This window comes from Bartonella gabonensis (genome assembly GCF_903679515.1).
GTDB classification, from domain to species: Bacteria; Pseudomonadota; Alphaproteobacteria; order Rhizobiales; family Rhizobiaceae; genus Bartonella; species Bartonella gabonensis.
The window spans coordinates 27,635-47,566 of sequence record NZ_CAHOYM010000013.1 but is presented as its reverse complement, the minus strand read 5'-3'; the positions used below and the strand labels follow the sequence as shown (position 1 = coordinate 47,566).

General features: G+C 40.1%; 15 protein-coding genes. All 15 read right to left on the bottom strand.

The genetic code is table 11. The features are described 5' to 3' along the window. Positions 1-463: 463 nt before the first annotated feature. On the bottom strand, positions 464-1,774 hold the full coding sequence (locus tag HWX04_RS04095) for a BID domain-containing T4SS effector (protein WP_175868949.1): 1,311 nt from the start codon (positions 1,772-1,774) through the stop codon (positions 464-466). A 346-nt stretch (positions 1,775-2,120) separates the two neighbouring features. Then, positions 2,121-3,056 carry a BID domain-containing T4SS effector gene (locus HWX04_RS04090; protein ID WP_175868948.1) on the bottom strand — a complete coding sequence of 312 codons (936 nt, stop codon included), beginning with the start codon at positions 3,054-3,056 and terminating at the stop codon, positions 2,121-2,123. Between the two features lie 313 nt (positions 3,057-3,369). Continuing rightward, positions 3,370-4,557 carry a BID domain-containing T4SS effector gene (locus tag HWX04_RS04085; RefSeq protein ID WP_175868947.1) on the bottom strand — a complete coding sequence of 396 codons (1,188 nt, stop codon included), beginning with the start codon at positions 4,555-4,557 and terminating at the stop codon, positions 3,370-3,372. Between the two features lie 308 nt (positions 4,558-4,865). After that, positions 4,866-6,464, bottom strand: a complete 1,599-nt coding sequence (locus HWX04_RS04080; RefSeq protein WP_175868946.1) for a BID domain-containing T4SS effector — start codon at positions 6,462-6,464, stop codon at positions 4,866-4,868. 1,331 nt (positions 6,465-7,795) lie between these two features. After that, complete coding sequence (gene traG / locus HWX04_RS04075) at positions 7,796-9,712, bottom strand: Ti-type conjugative transfer system protein TraG (protein ID WP_175868945.1); 1,917 nt, start codon at positions 9,710-9,712, stop codon at positions 7,796-7,798. 146 nt (positions 9,713-9,858) lie between these two features. Further along, positions 9,859-11,493 (bottom strand): BID domain-containing T4SS effector, encoded by a 1,635-nt coding sequence (locus tag HWX04_RS04070; RefSeq protein ID WP_175868944.1) that lies wholly within the window; start codon positions 11,491-11,493, stop codon positions 9,859-9,861. A gap of 10 nt (positions 11,494-11,503) precedes the next feature. Next, on the bottom strand, positions 11,504-11,719 hold the full coding sequence (locus HWX04_RS04065) for an antitoxin VbhA family protein (RefSeq protein WP_175868943.1): 216 nt from the start codon (positions 11,717-11,719) through the stop codon (positions 11,504-11,506). Positions 11,720-11,781: 62 nt separating this feature from the next. Further along, on the bottom strand, positions 11,782-12,852 hold the full coding sequence (gene virB11 / locus HWX04_RS04060) for a P-type DNA transfer ATPase VirB11 (protein WP_175868942.1): 1,071 nt from the start codon (positions 12,850-12,852) through the stop codon (positions 11,782-11,784). Then, positions 12,849-14,018 (bottom strand): type IV secretion system protein VirB10, encoded by a 1,170-nt coding sequence (gene virB10 / locus HWX04_RS04055; RefSeq protein ID WP_175868941.1) that lies wholly within the window; start codon positions 14,016-14,018, stop codon positions 12,849-12,851. Before virB10 ends, virB11 begins: the two co-directional genes overlap by 4 nt. After that, positions 14,011-14,877, bottom strand: a complete 867-nt coding sequence (gene virB9 / locus HWX04_RS04050) for a P-type conjugative transfer protein VirB9 (protein ID WP_175868940.1) — start codon at positions 14,875-14,877, stop codon at positions 14,011-14,013. The genes virB10 and virB9 overlap by 8 nt, the downstream gene beginning before the upstream one ends. After that, entirely contained in the window at positions 14,874-15,578 is a 705-nt protein-coding gene (locus tag HWX04_RS04045; RefSeq protein WP_210259580.1) for a VirB8 family type IV secretion system protein, read from the bottom strand. The genes virB9 and HWX04_RS04045 overlap by 4 nt, the downstream gene beginning before the upstream one ends. After that, positions 15,532-15,846, bottom strand: coding sequence for a type IV secretion system protein VirB7 (locus tag HWX04_RS04040; RefSeq protein WP_175868938.1), 315 nt, complete (start codon positions 15,844-15,846; stop codon positions 15,532-15,534). Before HWX04_RS04040 ends, HWX04_RS04045 begins: the two co-directional genes overlap by 47 nt. 211 nt (positions 15,847-16,057) lie before the next feature. Next, positions 16,058-17,062, bottom strand: a complete 1,005-nt coding sequence (locus tag HWX04_RS04035) for a TrbL/VirB6 family protein (RefSeq protein ID WP_175868937.1) — start codon at positions 17,060-17,062, stop codon at positions 16,058-16,060. After that, the gene (locus tag HWX04_RS04030; RefSeq protein WP_175868936.1) at positions 17,049-17,570 is read right to left on the bottom strand and encodes a type IV secretion system protein VirB5; all 522 of its coding nucleotides are present in this window, start codon (positions 17,568-17,570) and stop codon (positions 17,049-17,051) included. Before HWX04_RS04030 ends, HWX04_RS04035 begins: the two co-directional genes overlap by 14 nt. After that, positions 17,567-19,921 (bottom strand): VirB4 family type IV secretion/conjugal transfer ATPase, encoded by a 2,355-nt coding sequence (locus HWX04_RS04025; RefSeq protein ID WP_175868951.1) that lies wholly within the window; start codon positions 19,919-19,921, stop codon positions 17,567-17,569. Before HWX04_RS04025 ends, HWX04_RS04030 begins: the two co-directional genes overlap by 4 nt. Positions 19,922-19,932 lie beyond the last annotated feature (11 nt).

The window sequence follows — 19,932 nt, the reverse complement described above, 5'->3', positions numbered from 1 at the left end:
CCTTTGGGGTGGATGATAAAGTCTCTGAATGTTTTTGTGCAGGTGGTTTTGGAAAATTTTGAGAAACTTGGGGAGGGGATGTTCTGGTGGGGGCTTCTTCAGCCTGTTGTTGAAATTTTTCCATCATTGCAGCGATAAAAGGGGAGGGGGGTCTTTTTTTCATGTATGTTCCTTTCAAACTCTTCCAATATTGTTTTTAAATACTATTTAAGAATGTACGTTGGCGTTTATTCTGTTTTATGCTTTTTCACTTGGACTTTATGAGAGAGGATATGAAACTGAATGGTCTCACAGGATTTGACTCTTTTGATACTGATTATGATCACTCTCTAAAGACTGTTTTATCAATAGCTTAGATTCAGTGATGGGGAATGAATTTGTTTTAACTTTCTCTCTTTCTTGGCGCAAAGCACCTCTGTTCTGTGCGCCAAGATGTTGAATTTACGTGACAACTTATGTCTGTTTAGCTGGCAAAAGCCACCGTTTTTGGGGACGCAGTTTTGCGAGGACGACAATCTGTTTCTCTTTCTCTTTGCTGTGTAGAGGGTGTCATTCCTTCATGCGTTCCCGTTGAAGGCTCATGGTGTTGAGCAGACTGAGAGACGCTTTGTTGTTGCTGAACGTTTTGTATTCTTTCAGATGTTTCATAGCGTTCTTGTTTTGCCTGCTCGGTTTGTAAAATACTCTCTCTTACCTGTGTGACAGCCGTTGCATAATTGTCAAGGGCATCAATGAGGTGAGAAAGACCCGCTTCAGCATGTCTGCGGGCTTGATTTTTAAAGCCCCCAAAGTTGCGACCAGCATATTTATGAATAGACTTAGGATCTCCGGCAAGTTGCTGTGCGAGCGGTTCTATTGTTTCAGGGGTTTGGAAAAGCTCTTCCACTTGTGATTGCAAAATGTTTGATTGACCAAAAACAACAGTGGACCAATATTGGATTTGGGTATGGTGTCTTTTGACTCTTGAATTTTGGTGAATTTGGGTGAACATGTCTGCTTCTGAAAGACTTTCTCTTTCCCTTTGGGGATGATCCGGTTCTTTTAGGAGTTTAGCGACAGCCTCTTTCCCCATGAGGCGTTGATAGTTTTTGAGTTCTTGCTCTGGAGATTGTGAGAGGCTCTCTCTTGCCTGTCTTACGGCTTCTGTATAACAATCAACGGTGATACAGAGAGCGGAAAAACTCTCTTCTGCTTGTCGGCGTTCTCTATTTTTGATGCCCAACATACTTTTGCCGGAAAGTTTAGCGATGCTTTCAGGATGAGCAGCTATGCGCCATGAGAGCTCTTCTCCCGCTTGAGGATTTCTTTGAATTTCCTGCATTTTTTCTTGTAAAATATGGGGGTTGCCATAGGCACTTGCGGATAGACGCTCAATTTCTTCTTGATAGGTTTGAACCAGTGAATTATGGGGAAGCAATTGAATGATTTCTTCTTCTGAGAGAATTTTTGCTGCGCTTTGGGCGGCTTGTGGAGAAACTGTTGGGCCTGTTGTTTGAGCTTCTTGTGGTCTTTGGGTCGCGCGCGTGCTTGAAAGAGGCGTTGTTGAATGCGTCATTCTAACAGATGCTTGTGCACTTGTCTGCTTAGTCGTTTCTTCTCCTAAAAGAGAGAGTGTGTCCTCATCTTGTTCTGGTATTGTTGATAATCTTTTGCTTTTTGGAGGCGCTTCTGGGAGAGGGGGGGGACCTGAGACCTCTGCTGCGGCTCTGTCATAGAGCCTTATCAGTTCTTGTATTGAAGAGGATGGAAAAGGGTGAGGGTGATCTTTTTTCATGCATGTTTCCTTTCAAAAATTATTTTAGAAAACCTCTTTGGAACATTCTCGCCCTTTATACTTGGATCACTTTAAGACAAAGGGAGATATCGAACGGAATGCGCTCCAAAGATCTGCGCTATTTGCAACAAAGCTAATGGAGCTTTGTGTCTTTTATACAGTTTTTTTGTGAAATTTTATCAATAAGTTATCATCAATGACAGGGGCCATTTTTAGGACTGTTTTTTGTAACATTCTAAAACAATTCTTGGCGCAACCGCAAACAAACGATTTGCGCCAAGAAACTTACTGCAAAAAAAGGTTATATGAAAAACAAAAATTGATTTGTTTTTACGTTTATGCCGGCTTACATAGCAAAAGCCATTCCTCTTTCTCCATGTCTTTGTCGTTGTGGGCTGTGCTCTGGACTATGGTGTTCTTGTCCTCTTGTGTGATGATGATGATGGTGATGAGTCCTTTCAGCTTGCTGGCGTCTTTGTTCCGCTTGAGGGGTTTGCAAGAGTCTATCCCTTGTTTCTTTTACAGCATTTGTATAACCATCAATGGCATCAACGAGCGGTTTAAAGCCATCTTCAGCTTGTTTGCGTGTTTGACTTTTCATACCAAGTGCTTGGCGGCCAGCGAGCTTTCCAATGCTTTCAGGATTTGCTGCAACTTCATATGAAAGATCTTTTCCTTTACTGGGATCTGTCAGTATGTCTTGTAAGCGTTGCTGTAAAATATTGTCTTTTCCATAAACAACCGTACTCCAATGCATAATCTCTTCCGCATAGGCTTGCACCTTTGGAGTTTTTAAAAGCTGTACAGTTATTTGCTCAGTTGTGAGGGAGGGGTTTCCTCTTTGTTGTGGGGAAACCGTTGCATAGTCTGTTTCAGGACCTTCTCTCCTTTGATGATGGCGTCCGCCTTTTGAAAGAGGATCCATACTGCTCACAGATGCATATGTCACTTCCTCTTCACGTTTTGGGGGAGCAACCTTTGTATAGTCGGTTTCTTCTTCTCTCCTTTGATTATGGCGCCTGCCTCTTGAATGAGAAAAGCTGCTCACGGATGTGTATAGAACTTCCTCTTCGTGTTTTTGGGGAGCAACTTCTGTGTAGTTGGTTTCAGCTTCTTCTCTCCTTTGATGATGGCGTCCTCTTGAGGGAGAAACGCTGCTTACGGTTGCGTATAGAACTTCCTCTTCTGGGGTTGGTTTGCGCTGGCCTCCTCTGTTTTGTTTATTCACTGTTGCATAGAGGGTTTTTGGGTTTGCAGAAGGATGTGGTTGATGTTTTTTCATGCATGTTTCCTTTCAATATTTTTAGAAAACATCTTTGGTGCATTCCCCACTTTTAGTTTTGATAACTTTTATAAAAGGAAGATATCCAACTGAATGACCTCCAAAGATCTGCGCTATTCAAGATTAGTGTAACGGACATTTGTGTCTTTTATACAGTTTTTTTATGAAATTTTATCAATAAGTTACAATAAATTATAGAATTCATTTTTAGGACTATTTTTTGTAACATTCTAAAACAATTCTTGGCGCAACAGCTAGGAGACGATTGGCGCCAAGAAATGCACTGCAAAAAAGATGATATGTTTATGCCACTTTACATAGCATAAGCCATTCCTTTGTTGCCCTCTTGTCTTTGTGGGTTGTGCTCTGGACTCTCTTGGTCTCGTCTTCTTGCGTGACGATGACGATGGTGGTGATGGTGATGTCTGTGTTCGTCTCTTTCTGGATTTTCTTGTCTTTGACCTCTTTCTTTTTCTAGATCACGTGTAAACGCTTTATGGAGCTTTTGTGTGTGATATATATGCTTTTCAAGAGCTGAGCAAAGGGGAGAAAAACCATCTTCCGCTGCTTTGCGATCGGGACTTTTTATACCAAGGACTTGCCGACCAGCAAGCTTACCAGCACTTTCAGGATGGGCTGCAAGATCCCATAAGACTTGATCTGCATCCTGAGGGTTATCAAGAATCTTCGCAAGTCGTTCATTCAAGATATGTTCCTTACCATAGACGGTTTTGCACCAGACTTGGATTTCTCTTACACCATATTGAAAGTCTGCGTTTTGTAAAAGCCTTGTGGTAATCACATCTTTCGCAGTTCTGGGAGGGGTAGGTGTTGCTCCTTTACCAACGCTTTCGTAGAGAGGATTTTCCCATTGTTGGGATTCTTGCCCGCCTTCGGCACCCATGCCAAGACTTGCATAGACAGTTTCTATTGGTTGTTGGGGAGCACGCCCGCTTTGTGTTCGCGGATCAATTTCTGCATAAAGATGTTCCTCTTGTCTTTGGGAAGTGCGCACATCCTGAGTGCTCCCGTTTGGTGAGTCATAGAGGGTATTTCTTCGTTCTTCAAACTCTGTTTCGCCCGTCGCTAGATTAACGACGGCATAGGGATTTGAGGGGTTTTCGGGGGAGGGGGAACGCGAACCCCTATTGGCTGCGGCACGGGTAGCTCTTAAGGGGTATTGAGGGGCATAGATCGTTCCTGCCGGTGGGTATTGGGGGGCATAGACAGTTTCTTGTGCTCGTTGAGAAGGGGGCGTATCATAGGTACTTGTTCTCGGTGTGTTGTAGCTGGAACCTTCTTGGAGGGGACCTTGCGCGCCATTTCCACTCCCGCCAAGATCAGCAGAAGGAATCCTGTTTGAGGGGGACTGTCTTCTGTTTACTGCTTGTATTTCTTCCGGGCTTGGGATGCGCGGTTCTCCTCTTTTGCGTGATTTATCAACTGTTGCGTAGAGGGGCTCTGGATTTTGGGGGGTTGGTTGTGGGTGGCTTTTTTTCATGGCTGTTTCCTTTCAATATTTTAGAAAACCTCTTTGGGGGCATTCCCCACTTTTTTGATACCTTTTGAGACAAAAGAAGATATCAAATTGAATGGCTTCCAAAGATTTCGCGCTATTCATATGGATATGTAATGGAGATTTATGTCTTTTATAAAGTTTTTTTGTGAAATCTTATCAATAAGTTATAATAAATTACAGGATCTATTGTTCGGACTTTTTTTGTAACATCCTCAAACAATTCTTAGGGGCAAGCGCGATGCAATGATTGGGATCAAGCGTTTTGTTGGAAGCTAAAAGAGAGCACCTCTTTAGCCGGTAAGAGCCAGCGATGAGGAACGGCTAACTTTTAAAGTACGGGCTTGACAGAGTGCTTCTTTGGTGTTCTTGACAGTTTGTGCAATTTCTTTGGCCCTGCTTTCCGATGTCCCAAGAAGACCCGCTAGTCTTGTATGATTATTTTCTTGTATGGCTTTACGCTCGTCTGAAGAGAGACGATTGTGTAGTTGGCGGGAAAAGTGATGGAGTTCTTGTCGGAGTATCGGAGAATGCAATAAAGCTTCCCTTTGTTGTTCTTCTGGTAAAGCAAAAAGGTTTTGTAAATTTTTTCCAGGTTTCTCAACCACGTGGCTTAGGCGTTTTTGTTCTCTTCGGTGTTGCTCTAGAGCTTCATCTTTGGTTTGTTGGGTTATTGCACTATAATTTTTAAGGGCTTGGCTGAGTTGTGGAACAGCTTGTTCGGCTTGTCTGCGATTTGGACTTTTTATGCCAAGTATTTTTCTCCCTGCAAGTTTAGAAATTAATTGAGGATTTTGTAGAGTTTCATTAGCAAATTGATTTCCTAAGCTTGGAGCTGCCGTTATGATATCTAATTTTGTCTTTAAGGCGTGTGCTTTACCATAAACAAGCTTTGATAAACTTTCGATTTCTTTTCGGTTTGCTTCAACATAAGCGTCATTTGAAATTTTTACGAATAACTCTTCTGGGTTGAGAGGGGCTAATGTTTCCTGTGGAATGAGTGTTTCTTTTACACTTTGAACGTTGGTTTTTTCAAAGAAGAGGCGGTCGCCATTGCGTAATGTTTTGACCTGTTTTGGGGAAAGATCATCTTTGTGTCCGACGACGAAAGCGTCCTCTACTTCTATAACAAAATTTTCTGCTGAAGTGCCTCTGAAGATGCCTTCATAGGATACACCTTCTTTTGCGGTAACAACAACATGATTGTTAATTTCATCCAGTCCAGCTTTTCTCATTTGGGAAATGAATTCTTTTAGAATAACAGATTTTTGCGGATGTGTGATATCTTCAAAAAGATCTTTCATTGGTTGGGGATTGCCATATTGCATGGCTTCAATGCTGGCTGCTGTCATGCGTCCTTTTGTGATGAATGAAAAGTCAATGGTATGGCCTGCTGTTTGTCCAAGTTTTTCCATAAACATTCGATTAACGCGTCCATTGCCTTTTCGGAAAGGGTGTGCGTGCTCGAGCGCCATAAAAACTTCAGCGGCACTTTCAGAAAATTCTTGGCGCGATAAACCTTTTAAATTGTTCTTTTCGCTCAGTGTTTTTTCAAGTTGTTTGAGTTCTTTTTTTATCTGTGGACCGATGGCATAAGGAACTTCATAGCCTTTGGGACGCATTGCAGGCATACGGGCAGAGCTACCATCTTCAAATGTAAAGTATGTATCACGGGTTTTCCCTGCCCATTCAAAAGTGTTGTGGAAGAGACTCCAGTGAATTAATTTGAGATAAGCGGCATCAAATTTGGGAGGAAGTGCTTCATGACGAAAATTAACAGCTTCTCTGGCGGTGTCATGAGCGCAGCGTTCATACAGTTTTTTCGGGTCTTTGATGCAATATTTATTTTTTAGGGTTGAGGTCCCTTTATAGAGATAATTTTGCTCTAACATATCGTCTCTCCTTAAAGGATAGGGTGGTGGTTAATATGTGCGCCTTAAACGCGGATCATGTTGAAAATTCCCCTTCGCGTATTCCTTTGAGATTTTGAGTGCTATGAGAGAAAGTGCTCTTTCCTCTTTGAGGTGAGGTAGTCAAAAAAAATGTTGTTTAAGATTTTCTCTGTTTTGCCCTTAGTAAAGTTGTTTGCAAGAGCGCTTTGATGAAGAACACTAATATGACGGAGAAAATAGCTCTTGATTATCAGATAGCTTGGGGGCTTTTCATACACAGGATTCAAGTTGGGAAGTCTATGAATAAAAGCAGTCATCAAGAATTTTTCTCCATACTGTTTTTTTACTTGGTGTTGTTACTGTTATTGTCTTGCGCTGCTTTAAGATTTAAGATCCATAAGAGGGAGGAACCTTTCTTTTGCTGACGAGAAAAGCGTTTTCTTCAGCGCTTGATCATTAAAATAGAACACGTAATGATATCGTAAAGAGGGAAAAGCTTGTATAAAAATGATTTATTCATTTTGATGTATATCTTGAATGTTTTTGGGGAAAAATCAATGTTTGTCGTGTCGGGGTTTTGAGAGTTCCTTGTCCCAAAGATAAATCTTTTGTCTATTTCATTCTTTAACAGAAGATACGCTTTTTACATGAAATAGAACAGCATTGGGGTGCATCTTCATGGGCTTGTTTTAAAGAGATATCTCAATCCATTTAGCGATGGTGCTCATAAATGGTACAATAACGGTAAAGCTCCCATGAAGTGTATAAAATCTGTTGAGCCTCCCATTTTTACGCTTCATAAAGAAGCAGGGACCAGCGCACACTTTGCCAGCACTAAAATAGTGCGGTTCAATCTTTGGTCCTTGAGGCGTTTCATGAAAAGGCATGTTTTTCTTGTACAGTTTTACACCATATAAGAGTCCCCGCTTGTGACGTGCAAGCGACAGAATTTAAATTGATTTAGCATGGAATAGATTTAAGATGAGAGAATCTTCGGCTATTTAGTTTCTCATTTAACACAATAAGATGAATTATCATTATAAATCAAAGTTTTGACTAAATTGTGTATGGAAAATATTCGTAGGAATGTTGTTCTGTTCCCAAGTGGAGATGGTGGGGTTGCTATTGGTTCTGTGTATGGGCGTGTTTTATGAAGATTTTTAAAAGATCATGGGCGCTGGTAAAGCGACGCGCAAAATATAAAAAGGAAAAATCACCGATTTTTTGACCCTGTTTTTCTTGTATGGGGGTGTGGTGATTTTTTGTTCATCGTTTTTTTTTAACAGTATGCTGCTTGGTTGTTATTTTTTGTCAATATCTCATCATGGGGGTTAGTTTTTCTTTTGTGGGGCAAAGCGGTTTTTTGCCGCTGCGGCTAACATTTCTTTTCTTCTGAAATAGATGGCGCGACCACATCGCAGAGGGGGGTGTCCTTGCATAAGAATAATTTGTTCATCTTGACGCATTTCTTGAATAACTTCGTGGGGTAAAATGAGCGCTCTTTGTTGGTAATTGATGTTGTAAGAACTCTTTCCTAAAGATAGGCCTCTTGATTTGTTCGTTCCAGCGACTTCAACGGTCATTTGACCACAGCGTTCTGAAATGTCCTTTGCTGTTTGAAGGTCTTTAATGGCTGCATAGCTGACAAAGGAGCAGCTTTCAAACCATGAACGTGCTCCTACTTCTCCAAAGTGATTGACCAACTGACCAGAGGATTGATAAAACAGCATCAGGGATGTTCCGTATTTACGTCCACGATCACGCGCTTCTTCTAAAATATTCATATAGCCTAGAAGATCAACCTCATCTAAGACAAATAAAACACGCTTTTTATATTTACCGTCGGCGGTAACCATGGCATTGAGAAAGGCCCCAATAATTACACGTCCGATTGCTGGATAACTGTTTAAAATGCTGGCGGGGAGATTGAGAAAAACATCTGTATTGCCATCGGTTATATCCGATGAGGAAAAATCATCGCCACAGACAAGATTTGCGTAATTGGATAAAGAAAGCCATTGGGTATCTTTTGAGGCAGTTGTATAAACGCCTGAAAAGGTTTGTTCTGCCATTTCTGTAAAAATACCCACCATTTCGCGAATAAAAGGTGAAGGGGACGTTTCTTGAATCATGCGTAATTGATTGACAACTGCTGTTTCTGATTGAGAAAGAATTCCACGCAATGTTTTTAAATTGCGCTCATGTTCTTCATATTCATCAGAAAATATGACATGAGCAAGAAGAGCCGTTAAAAGATTATGGGCTTGTGTCGAGAAATATTCCGCTGAAGAATTGTCTGATTTTTTATCTGTAAGAAGCAGTTTGGAAAAGCTTACAATATTCGCTTCACGTTGTGTGCGGGGTACGCTGTCATCTAAAAGCCAATCGATGACATTAAAATTTTTTGTTAAAAGTGAATTAGGATCGAGAACAATAACATTTCGATTGCCCATTTTTTGACGCGCAAATTTGACCATTGGGGCAACTTCTGTTGAAGGATCAAGACAAATAATAGACCCAGGATAGGTTAAACACGTAGGAACCACTGTACTTGTGGTTTTATAACCACCAGAACCAGCAAAAAAAATCATATGGGTTGAACCAAAATCAAGATTAAAGGTTAGCAAAGGTGCTGTTCCACCCTTACCCCATGTTGTTTTATTGCCAGGTGCAAAGGGGATTTGGCACACACTATCTTGATCAACTCGGTATCTTTCACCTACAACAATTTGTCCATCAGCAGGAAAGATTTTTGCTGCTTCTCTTAAATTCATCCATGAGGCATCTCCAAAAACACCCTTTTTTGCACGCTTGACTTTATTTTGAGGTGGAGAGGTTGTGCTGAATTGAATGATGGAAAAAAAACCACCAATGATGATGCCAAAGACAACCATGGGATCCATGAATTGAAGTGCGTAGCTCCACGTTATTCCTTGTTGTCCAACATAGGGTCTTAAACGCTTTATTTCACTCCAAGTATAGTAAAGAGCAATAGCTCCCAAAAAGACCAGGGAAACAAAAGCGATTGCTTTACGCAGGTGCAATTTTTGCGAGAGACTATACAACAATGAAACAGTTGCTGTTAGGGCTAAGACTAATAAAGGCTCTGAACGAAGAGTCCAATAAATTTGATCGTTCTTTAGTCCATTTGTTATCAGCAACAAAAAATGAGGGATAAGAAATATTGTTAAGGCACCTAACGCAATAGGAGTTAAAATAAGGACCATTTGTGTTTTGGTATATTTCATTGTATTTTACTCTCAATTTTTTCAGAATATGCTGCAAAATGCTCTTTTTTAAGGGGTGTAATATTCTCTTTTACAAAAGCGCAGATAATGTTCATCCGTTTTTGTTTATGCGCTCTTCTTATGAAAGAGGAAAGTTTTATCCATTCTTAGCTGGATATCGCGAGTACATTTGAACGGTCGACTGTGCGTGCGTAGGTTTTCTGGTGTACTTCTTTGGCTTGCTTAACCGTTTGTGTAATTTGCTTAGCTTTATTTTCTGATACACCAATGCTTTGAGCTAATGTATCATAATCATTATTTTTGACAGCTTTATGTTCATTTTCTGAGAGACGGCTATTGATGTTTTTGACAAAGCTGGTCAACTCTTTTTGAAGTCTAGGATTTTTTGCTAAAGCTTCTTGCTGTAATTCTTTTGGTAAGGCAAAAAGATCTTGCAAGCTTTGATTTGGCATTTCTACTATTTTTGCAAGGCGTTCTTGTTCTGTTGCATGTTCTTGAGTAATTTTCTTCTCCGCATGTTTTACAGCATGGGTGAAATTTACAACAGCACCACAGAGCATCTCAAGATGATTTTTAGCGTTTGCTCGTGCCTGATTTTGGAGTCCACATAAACTCGAACCTGCAAGATGAGCAACAGAGTTTGGGGCTTGTTCAATCTGATTAGCAAGCTGTTGGCCTAAGTTTGGATTTTTAATAATCGCGACCATCTGTTTGTCTAATTTTTTTGCGCTGCCATAAACAATTTTTGCTAATTGCTGGACTTGTTTTAGGCTTGCCTTAACACAAGCATCTTCTGCAATCATTTCAGCCTTTTCATTTTTTGTCAAAGGGGCTAATTTTTCTTCAGGAATGAGTATTTGTTCAAGCTCTTGGGTTTTGGGAGCTGTAAAGGTAATTTTATCACCGGGTTTTAATGTTTTGAGTTGTTCTGGCGTGAGATGTTCTTTATTTCCGATGATGTAAGCACCTTTTACATTGAAAGTAAAACTTACATGACCAGCACCTCTGTAGGAGCCTGTGTAAGTTTCACCTTCTTTTGCAAGCATAACAAGGCGATCATTAACCTTGCGTCCCAGATCCTTCATGTTGTCCATAAATTCCTGTAAAAGACATGTCTTTTCTGGATTGGAAATATCTTCAAAAAGATGTTGCATGGGTTCTAGATCGCCGTTTTCAGCTGCTGCAATACTGGCAAGCATTATGCGTTCTTTTGTGACAAGCGAAAATTCAAGTTGATGGCCTGCAGCTTGAGCAAGTTTTTCAAAAAAGAACCGTTGTGTGTGTCCATTACCATCTCTGAAAGGGTGGATATGGTTAAGAGTAGTAAACAATTCTACTACTTTAGAGTTAAATTCTTTGCGCGATAAACCTTGCAAATTATCTTTTTGGGCAAGCTTTTGATCTAATTGTTGTAAGCCTTCTTGGACCTCATCACCGATTGCAAAAAAAAACTCCGAATCTTTTTTTTGCATTCCTGGCATGACAGCAGTGGAGCCATCTTTAAATGTAAAGGGGAGATGGCGGAGATGCCCAGCCCATTCAAATGTGTTGCTAAACAATTGTTTGTGGATATGGCACAGATAGGCGGTATCGAACTTTTCTGGTAGGGGTTCTTCGCGCAGATTAATCATCGCTTTTTCTGTATCACGCCTAGATTTTTTAACGAAGGTTATAAAATCTGTTTCTCCATATTTATTTTTGAGCGTATTGGTACCAGAATAGACATAATGATGCGCTGAAGGAGAATCTATATGTTTTGTTTTTGCTTTTGCTTTGGGCATTGTTATCTCCTTATAATCTAGCTTTATCCATAAGAGTGTTAAATTCTTCGAGTGAAATATTACCCTTGGCGTATTCTTCTAAAATTTTGAGTGTTGTGGAATGAAGCGTTATTCCTTCTATCGCATGGGTGCTGATGGCGGCATCAACGGCTTGGCGGCGTTGTTTTAATTTTTCCGCTGGTATCGATAAAAGATTTGCTCTGTTTTCTGTTGTTTTGGTTTTCATACATTTTTCCTTTTATATGCAATTGTTTCTTTAAAAAAAACTTCAACCAATGTAATCTTGTTTTAGTCTCCTCCAAAGATGTTTCGTTGTTTGAAGGGATCATAATAAATTTCTGTGACCTTAAATTTTCCTTCAACCCGTTTGCATTGGATGATGATATCAATCATTGAAATTAACAGACCTCGAATATCATCACGCTCTAAATCACTCCCCCCGTCACTTTCTTTGACTAAAAGGGTCATTTGCTCAAAGGCAGCAAGAGCTGTTGAGGCATGAACTGTCGTAATGGATCCTGGATGACCGGAATTGACATTGCGGATATAATAAAAGGCTGTACCATCTCGAAGTTCTTGCAAAAGAATACGATCAGGACGCATCCGTAAAGATGATTCAAGCAACTCTTTAGGGCCAACAAAAGCTAAGCCTTGTCCATCTTTTGAATAGATCATCGAGACACGGTTAGGGTGCGGGATCACCAATTCTTGTGTGTCTTCAATGGTGATAATACGCTCGTTTTGAGGAATTTTGGCGATTAATGCTTTTGATAATGTTGTTTTTCCCGAACCGGTTTTTCCCGCAATCAAAATATTTTTCTGGCATTTTACAGCTTGGTTTAAAAAGGAAACAAAGTCCTTATTGCAGTAGGCATTGGCTAAGTTATGCTCGATGATTTTGAGTTCATTAAAACGCGTACGATAATCATTCAATGGTGTGAAAGAGACCTGCTCACACTGCGAAAAGAGACCTTTATGAGCGAGTTCTTCCAGAGAAAAACTCTGGGATGATGGTTTACGAATTGTCATACTAATCGTGTCTTTTTCAACAGCTGGAGGAATGACAATTTGAATGCGCTCATTGCCTGGCAGAGTCGCGGATAATATTGGATTTTTATCGGATATATTTTGCTTGGAATAGGACGCAACAACTTTTGCAATTCCCATAAGCTCATTAAAAGACAGAGCCGGTGCTTCTATTGTTTTCCATCCATCAATCCCTTCCGTCATCACTTGATAGGGACGATTGATAACAATTTCAAAAAGACTCTCGTCTTTCAAAAAAGCACTGATCGGTTCAAGTTTTGTCAGAACAATCGCGACGGTTTCGTCGCTCATGGTGTGTAAGGCTTGGTTCATTTTAAAGGTATCGCAGAATTTTTATAAAAGTTTTTTGAAACAGCTCGATTAATAATCTGTTTTTTGTTTTCGATGACTTTCAATTTATAAACGCCGGAAAAATCTAAATCGCGGGCAACAAAAACATTCACCATTTCCCCTTGGTTTTTGGATAAGGTTGGAGGAATATTGGCGTAATTTTCGATAAGAATATTTGCGATGTTTTGTCCTGAAGAGATTGTTTCAGTCTCTTCGTTGTCTTGTTTTTTTGATAAACGTTTATTGGCATAGCTTGTTGCATCTTTTATTAGGGATACAAGAAGTGCAGATCCAATCCTCTCTAACCAATGATTATCAATATCACCGTCAATACCAGAGCGTCCTAAGTTATCTGTTGCCGGTGAAGCTAAGGATATAATGATACCATTGGGGGTTTTTGCTCTATTCCATAATACAAAGAGACGTTTTTGGCCTTTTTTCAATCCAGCGCGATATTCACCAACAATTTGAGTGCCTTTATCAAGAAGAACAACACGACCATTGTCGGATAAAATATCTCTGGAGACAATACAACTGGCAAAACCTTGTTGATCACTGTTGATGGCTGTTTCTAAGATACAAGGGATAGAAGTTCCCATCGTGATGATATAATTTCGATTGCCAAGGGTTGATGCACGAATACCTTCGAGCACTGTGGGTTTGAGAAGATGATTAAATGTTTCATCAGGCTTGCTGTCTTGTTGGTGAGGCAAAGCGCCCTTATTGGTTTGTGAAGCTGTGTTACCGTATTGTGCATTCGCATAAGCTAATACAGGAGCACGTTGTGCGGCTTCCAACAGGGGATCATCAGAATTTAATTGATTGATGTTGGGTGTTGGTAGCTCAACTTTAGGTAACAGAGCGTTATTTTTGGGGGCCTGTTCCAGGGAGGGTGCTGTAGGCTTTGCAGGGCGAAAAAGTTCTGTTTGTTTGATAACTTTTGCTTCTTTTAAAGATTCAATCGGTTGTTTTTTCTCTGTCGGTTGTGTTTTGTCTGTGACAAGTGTTGAATAGGCTAAATAAAGACAGACACCGAAAAGAATAACAAGGCCGATTGCTTTGCCTACATTGTTCTGTTGACTTTTTCCTTGAGCATTTTTTATGGTATCGCGATCATTAATGTTTTTTTCATCCACGGCGTTATTCATGGCTGTTTCCTATGTTCACTTTACGTTGTACAGATGGTGATGTCGTCCCTGTTTCAGGGTTAATTCCTGCTGGGACAAACCTTTTATTAAAGATGCACAACACTTCATTTCCACGCCTTAGCGTGAATTGTGCCGCTGTCGCATGGACAATAACCTTATTGCCTTTAATTGATTTAGGGATAAGGGCTTCTTGCCCATCAGGCGTTACAAGGTAAATAGCAGGGATTTCAATATTGCCTAAAAAGGTAAAGGTGGTTGTTTTCCCATTATCATAGACAGAAGCAGGTTCAATAAGGGAAGAGCCTTGGGCTTCATAAGCCCAATTGCGTGGTCCAAAATCTTCATGGATATTTAAAATATCATTGACAAAGTTTTGTTCACGTTGTTCGGCTTTTGCAGCTTCGGCTAATTTCTTACGCAAGGCTTCATCTTCTGGGTAACGAAACTTTACCAAGAAATATGTCTCATTGCCGGCTGAAACATCGCCGTCACGGATTTTTAGCTCAAATTGATAAGAGCGTTGTAGCCCATCTTGGCGGCTTGTGACGATTTGTAAATTGGTCACAGGTTGGATTTCACGCGGTTTTAGAAAAACAAAGTGGCCAGCTGGCGCAACTTGCCAAGCAACGGAATTTCCAATCCCTACATAAGTTACTTCTTCATCATCGGCAAATTCCAGTTGAACTGAAGAGCGAATGGAACCAATGATTTGTACCACGTTGTAAGGGTCATAATTGACAAATCTAATGCGGTTATCTTTACGGGCACTGACAGGGGCTGTTTCCGCAAATGAGAAAACTGTATGAAAGCCTTGAGTGATCGTAAAAATTAAAAAGAGTGTTTGTAAAAGTCTGATCATTTTATCACCTCTGGATCAGATCTATATTCCGATACTTGAAAACCAAGTGGGTTGATGAGACGATCGGACGTTGAAATGTGTGCGTTTACGTAGGAAAAATTTAAAATTGAAACCCAATGGGAAATATTTTCTTTTTCATTAAAGTCTCTGACCGTTTTATAATAACGAACTTGGATAAGATCTTTGCTTATAAAAGAAATTGATTTGATTGTGACCGCTGCAATCATGTTATGATAAATATTTTGCGGACTTTCTGGATTATTGCCCGCGTACCATGTTGCGAAACGGTTTTGTTCTTTTGGAGAAGATAAAAGAGAGACTAAGCGAAAATTGTTTTCTGCTTCTGATGCTTGAAAACTTTCACGCGCACGAACATATTGGCTAGCAAAATAACGCGTTATCGCTTCATCGTAGTCGTTAGGGGACTCTTTTAGAGCGCTTACAGTATCGATGATGCCTGTTGAGTTATCAACGCGGATAACAAAAGGCTCTACCGTTTTTAATGGCGTTAAAGCTGCGACAGCCAAAGCCAGCGCAATCGTCATCAACCCAAAAAGCACTGTTAAAGCCATGGAAATTTTCATCCGCACGCGCATGCCATGCATGCGATCAATGTCAAATGAGCGGGCTTCTTTTATATATTCTTCAAGGGCATCACTTTTCATGCGGAACCTCCACAGTTTTATCAGATCGTGCTTCATGAATAGCAGGCTTTAATAAAGCTGGATAAATTGCTAAGTTGCCTGTTGCTTTTTCACTTTCCAAAGTATTGAGAATGATGGGAGTGGTCACAGGCTTTACGGCCTTTTCTAGGAGGGCAACGTTTTTATTTTCCCAATTCCACTTATCTTTATTTAAAGCACGTGTATGTTTGCCGTTACAACGTGGTGGTTTTTTGGGGCCACTCAAAGAGGCACAGCCGGAAAGCGCGATTGTTAGGATCATAACAAAAGTTATTTTTTGTTTCATTTTTTGAACTCACAGATATCTTGGAATACAATGCATGAGAGCCTTTTATTCTGAACACTTTTACAAGTTTATGGGATGCAAGATTGTGATTGGTTTTGTTATAAGGCCCAAGATGTTAAGTCTTTCATGGAAGAAGATCATGGCGCGTGCGCCAAAGGGCGCACGCAAAGAAAAAACAAAAATGCCTCTTCTTTTAAAGAGGTGATTTATCTTAAAATCGACCACGACCGCCTCCAAATCTCCCTGCTTTTGCCAGCGCACCTGCTGCACTTTTAGCTGCGTTGCTGGCCGCCCCTGAGGCTCGTAAAGCTGCACTTTTTACCGCATTACCACTTGATCTTGCACCATTGGAAAGCATTGAGAAAACCTGTCCGCCTGAAGAGACACCAGCGTTAAAATATGGGCCACCAGAGGACAGCGCTGTGGCAATACCAGGAAGCGCACGGAAGATAACAACCCCTATGATAGAAATGACGATGACAGGGGGGAAAAGAATATAGATTGATTCATATGAAACGTTGAGAACCTGTAGAATAACTTGACATATAATGGTTCCAAGCATGATTACGAGAACTTGTAAAATGGTAAAATTGACTAGAGTTGTAATCCATGCATCGCTGTATTTTCGCGTTGCATTGAACAAATATAAACTGATGAATAGAGGCCCAAGACCTATAATCATCACTAGCGCAACTTGTGCAAACATTTGCACAATAAAACCACCTATACAAAAGAGAATCACGGCGAGAAGCATGATAGAACCAAGAAGCCCCACAACGATCTTTTCAAAAAACCAAGCGTTGTATAAAACTTCTTGATAGCGGTCACTTGCCTTTAACAAAATATAATCAAAAACATTGGAGTTTGCAGGATTGCTGTTCAACACATTTCCAATAGCGTTGGACAAATCATTAAAGAAAATATCTTTAACATACGTATTAAACGTCTCTGCATTCGTTGCCATCGTTGTCACAACAACAATTTTAACAACATTATTGAGAAGACTCTGCATTGAAAGTGCAACGCGACCTGTCATAACATTATAGCCATAAAGAAAAATAAAAATGATTGCTGCAAGATTTAAGGGCGCTGAAATAGCAGAAGATAAACTACTCACCGTTGTGTCCATTACATTGTCGAGGGGCTTTAAAATATACCCAGAAATACTTGCAAATGGAGAAAACTTGTCAAATGTAGGGAAGTTATAGTTCGACATTTGTACCAGTACTCACAAGTTTTTCTTTTAGTTTTTCTTCTTTTTCTTTTAATTGTGATTGAAGTATTTTACGTTTTTCTTGCTCTTTTTCTTCACGTATTTCCTCTTTTGTTTTTGTATCTCTGGCTTGAATCATATTAAGAGACTGAAGCTTTAAAGAATTTGCTTGAAGATCGGCTTGAAGAAGAGAAACTTCTATTTGAAGGCCTTGTCGAGTGGCTTGAAGTTTCTGTAATTCTTCGGATTTATTTTTTTCTTTAGTGTCTGTTGTGACTGTATTTATTTGTGATTTAACTTGTTCAAGTTGACTGCTTATATCTTTGATTTTTTTTACAGATTCAGTTGCAGTCTTATAAATGGTTTCAGCTGTTTCTGATTTTGCAGTATCTAATTTTTGGGTGCTCTCGAGTGCTTGTTTATAATATTCATCGGCATCAGGAGAGGTCTGCGATACAGCATGAGAAATAAAAGAAAAAGATAACAGTGTTACTAAGGCATATTTTTTCATTGTTTTTTTCTCCTTTGATAAAATATGGGCAGCCATTTTTCAGGGTCTGCGCCATGTTCGTTGATAATTTCATTCATAAGTTCAATATTTTTGGTTGTGCCGCTTAAAACGGCGATCTCATCGTTCATTCCACGTAAGTTCAGTTCTGCAACGACGGAACTTTGTCCTTGTTTGACGAGAAAACGACGGGATTCTCTGCTTAATTCTGACTGTATCAGCTCAAATTCACGCTCAGTGAGTTTGAAAGCTTCAACATAATCATTGTAATTTGCTTTTTGATTGGGAAAAAATATTTGGGTGGGGCATTGCTCAATAATTGTATGTGCGATTGTGGAGTTCAAAGCGTCTTTAGGACTTTGTGTGGCAAAGAGCATCATGCCATTTTGTTTACGGATTGTTTTGAGCCGATCTTGCGCAAAAGCTTTGAAGGAATCATCTTCTAAAGCTTTCCAAAATTCATCAATAACAATAATAATGCGCCGTCCATCAATCAGATCAAGAATGCGGTGAAAGAGGTACATCATCAAAGGGCGCCGAATTTCTTCGTTGTCTAAGAAATCGGTCATGTCATAGCCAATAAATTGTGCATTTAAATTGAGATCATCTTGATCATTATCAAAAACCCATCCTAAGTCATTGCCTCTAATCCAGCGTTGTAGCCTTATGGCAATCCCTTCTTTGGATGTGTTGTCAAAAAACAGTTGGAGAGCACCAAGAGAGCGTTGTGTTGGGGGTAAATTTTCCAAGGAATCGATGGCTTTGGCGATATCTTGTCGCTCTTCTTCGGTCACGATTTGTCCTTCACTGGTCACCAGCTTTAAGATCCAATTACGAAGAAAGATTTTATTTTTTTCGTTGTATTCCATGCCTTTTAAGGGGGCAATACCGGTGGGCTGTCCATTTTTTAAAGGCTTATATTTTCCACCTCCAGCGCGTACAAAAATCTCCGCTCCTTGATCTTTGTCAAAAAAAACCATGGTCGGATTGTGTTTTTGTAATTGTGCAAGAAGAAAATTAACAATCACTGTTTTACCAGCCCCCGATGGACCACAAACAAACGTGTTACCAAGATCAGCATAATGAAAGTTAAAATAGTAAGGTGAACCAGCTTGTGTTTTTAGCAATGCGACAGCAGCCCCCCAAACATTATCGTTCAATTTTCCAACAGGAAAAGAATGAAAGGGCGATAGAGCGGCAAAATTTCGGCTGGTAATGGCACCTGAACGCGCACGATAGCTAAAGTTTCCGGGCAATTGCGCCCACCATGCGGCTTCTAACCCTAAATCTTCTCTGGCAATTACGGCTCCCCCATTCGTTAAATGGGAACGTGCTTTTGAAAGGTTTTCAGTCAATATTTTCGGATTATCCGCAAAAACGGCTAAAGAAATATGATGTTCACCCAAAACAAAACGATTTGACTCTAAATCATCCAAAGCTTCATCTAGTGCATCAATTTGTGAGCTCGCACGGTCGGTTGCATTAATCATTTGATTTTGCTTGCGGCCCATAATTGCACTGGCAGCCGCTTTACTTTTAAAAACAAAGGACTGTGTTAAGATGAATTCAAAAGGGACCGTCAACAAACCATCGGTCATTCCTGGGCGTGTTTTAGAAGGATATTCTTTCCAGCCAAACATGCCGACAAAGCGTTCATTGCTTTCATGGCGAATTTCGATAATTTCTTTTCCAAAAATAACACGATCTGAGTAAATCGTTGAGGCAATGGTGCCAAATGTAAGAGGAATACGTTCACGTCTTCCTCCCACCAATTGATGAAGAAATTCACTTTGTTCGGAAAATAAAAGTCCTTCATGTTCATAGATTGATAGGAGGCGGACTTCATATTCTTCCAAACCTTGCATGAGATCTTGGCTTAATTCTTCGAGTTTACGAATAGCTTCTGCGTCAGGTTCAGTTTGTGTTTTTTTTGCTTTGCTTAAGCGTTGAAAAAACGAAGCTAGTTGCTGTGTTTTGTCCGCTGCGGGATTCCAAAGCAGTGAAATAAACAGATCATTTCGATACAGCTCTTGCGAAACCATTTTCTTTTTGTATTTTTCATCTAATGTTGTTGCAAAAGATGAAAGAAAATGGCCTTCTGGATAAATCGTTTCACGACGACGGATGATGTGAGAATATAAGGCAACCCGTTCATCGGCGATATTTTTCAAAAGGGTGTTTAATTGGTTGTGTAAAGAATTGAGTTGATCAATATCTGCCGTGTCAAAATTTACACCTTCAACAGCCATCACAACCATTAAACAGCGTGAATTTAAAGCAGTGACATGCTGGTTGATATAGCGTACATAGGGAATATATTCTTCAGGCAAAGTTTCCCGTTTCATCATTGACATCTGTTTCACCG

Coding starts and splice junctions, on each gene's coding strand:
- HWX04_RS04095 (WP_175868949.1), bottom strand. CDS start 1,774: ATGAAAAAAGATCACCCTCACCCTTTTCCATCCTCTTCAATACAAGAA.
- HWX04_RS04090 (WP_175868948.1), bottom strand. CDS start 3,056: ATGAAAAAACATCAACCACATCCTTCTGCAAACCCAAAAACCCTCTAT.
- HWX04_RS04085 (WP_175868947.1), bottom strand. CDS start 4,557: ATGAAAAAAAGCCACCCACAACCAACCCCCCAAAATCCAGAGCCCCTC.
- HWX04_RS04080 (WP_175868946.1), bottom strand. CDS start 6,464: ATGTTAGAGCAAAATTATCTCTATAAAGGGACCTCAACCCTAAAAAAT.
- traG (WP_175868945.1), bottom strand. CDS start 9,712: ATGAAATATACCAAAACACAAATGGTCCTTATTTTAACTCCTATTGCG.
- HWX04_RS04070 (WP_175868944.1), bottom strand. CDS start 11,493: ATGCCCAAAGCAAAAGCAAAAACAAAACATATAGATTCTCCTTCAGCG.
- HWX04_RS04065 (WP_175868943.1), bottom strand. CDS start 11,719: ATGAAAACCAAAACAACAGAAAACAGAGCAAATCTTTTATCGATACCA.
- virB11 (WP_175868942.1), bottom strand. CDS start 12,852: ATGAACCAAGCCTTACACACCATGAGCGACGAAACCGTCGCGATTGTT.
- virB10 (WP_175868941.1), bottom strand. CDS start 14,018: ATGAATAACGCCGTGGATGAAAAAAACATTAATGATCGCGATACCATA.
- virB9 (WP_175868940.1), bottom strand. CDS start 14,877: ATGATCAGACTTTTACAAACACTCTTTTTAATTTTTACGATCACTCAA.
- HWX04_RS04045 (WP_210259580.1), bottom strand. CDS start 15,578: ATGAAGCACGATCTGATAAAACTGTGGAGGTTCCGCATGAAAAGTGAT.
- HWX04_RS04040 (WP_175868938.1), bottom strand. CDS start 15,846: ATGAAACAAAAAATAACTTTTGTTATGATCCTAACAATCGCGCTTTCC.
- HWX04_RS04035 (WP_175868937.1), bottom strand. CDS start 17,062: ATGTCGAACTATAACTTCCCTACATTTGACAAGTTTTCTCCATTTGCA.
- HWX04_RS04030 (WP_175868936.1), bottom strand. CDS start 17,570: ATGAAAAAATATGCCTTAGTAACACTGTTATCTTTTTCTTTTATTTCT.
- HWX04_RS04025 (WP_175868951.1), bottom strand. CDS start 19,921: ATGTCAATGATGAAACGGGAAACTTTGCCTGAAGAATATATTCCCTAT.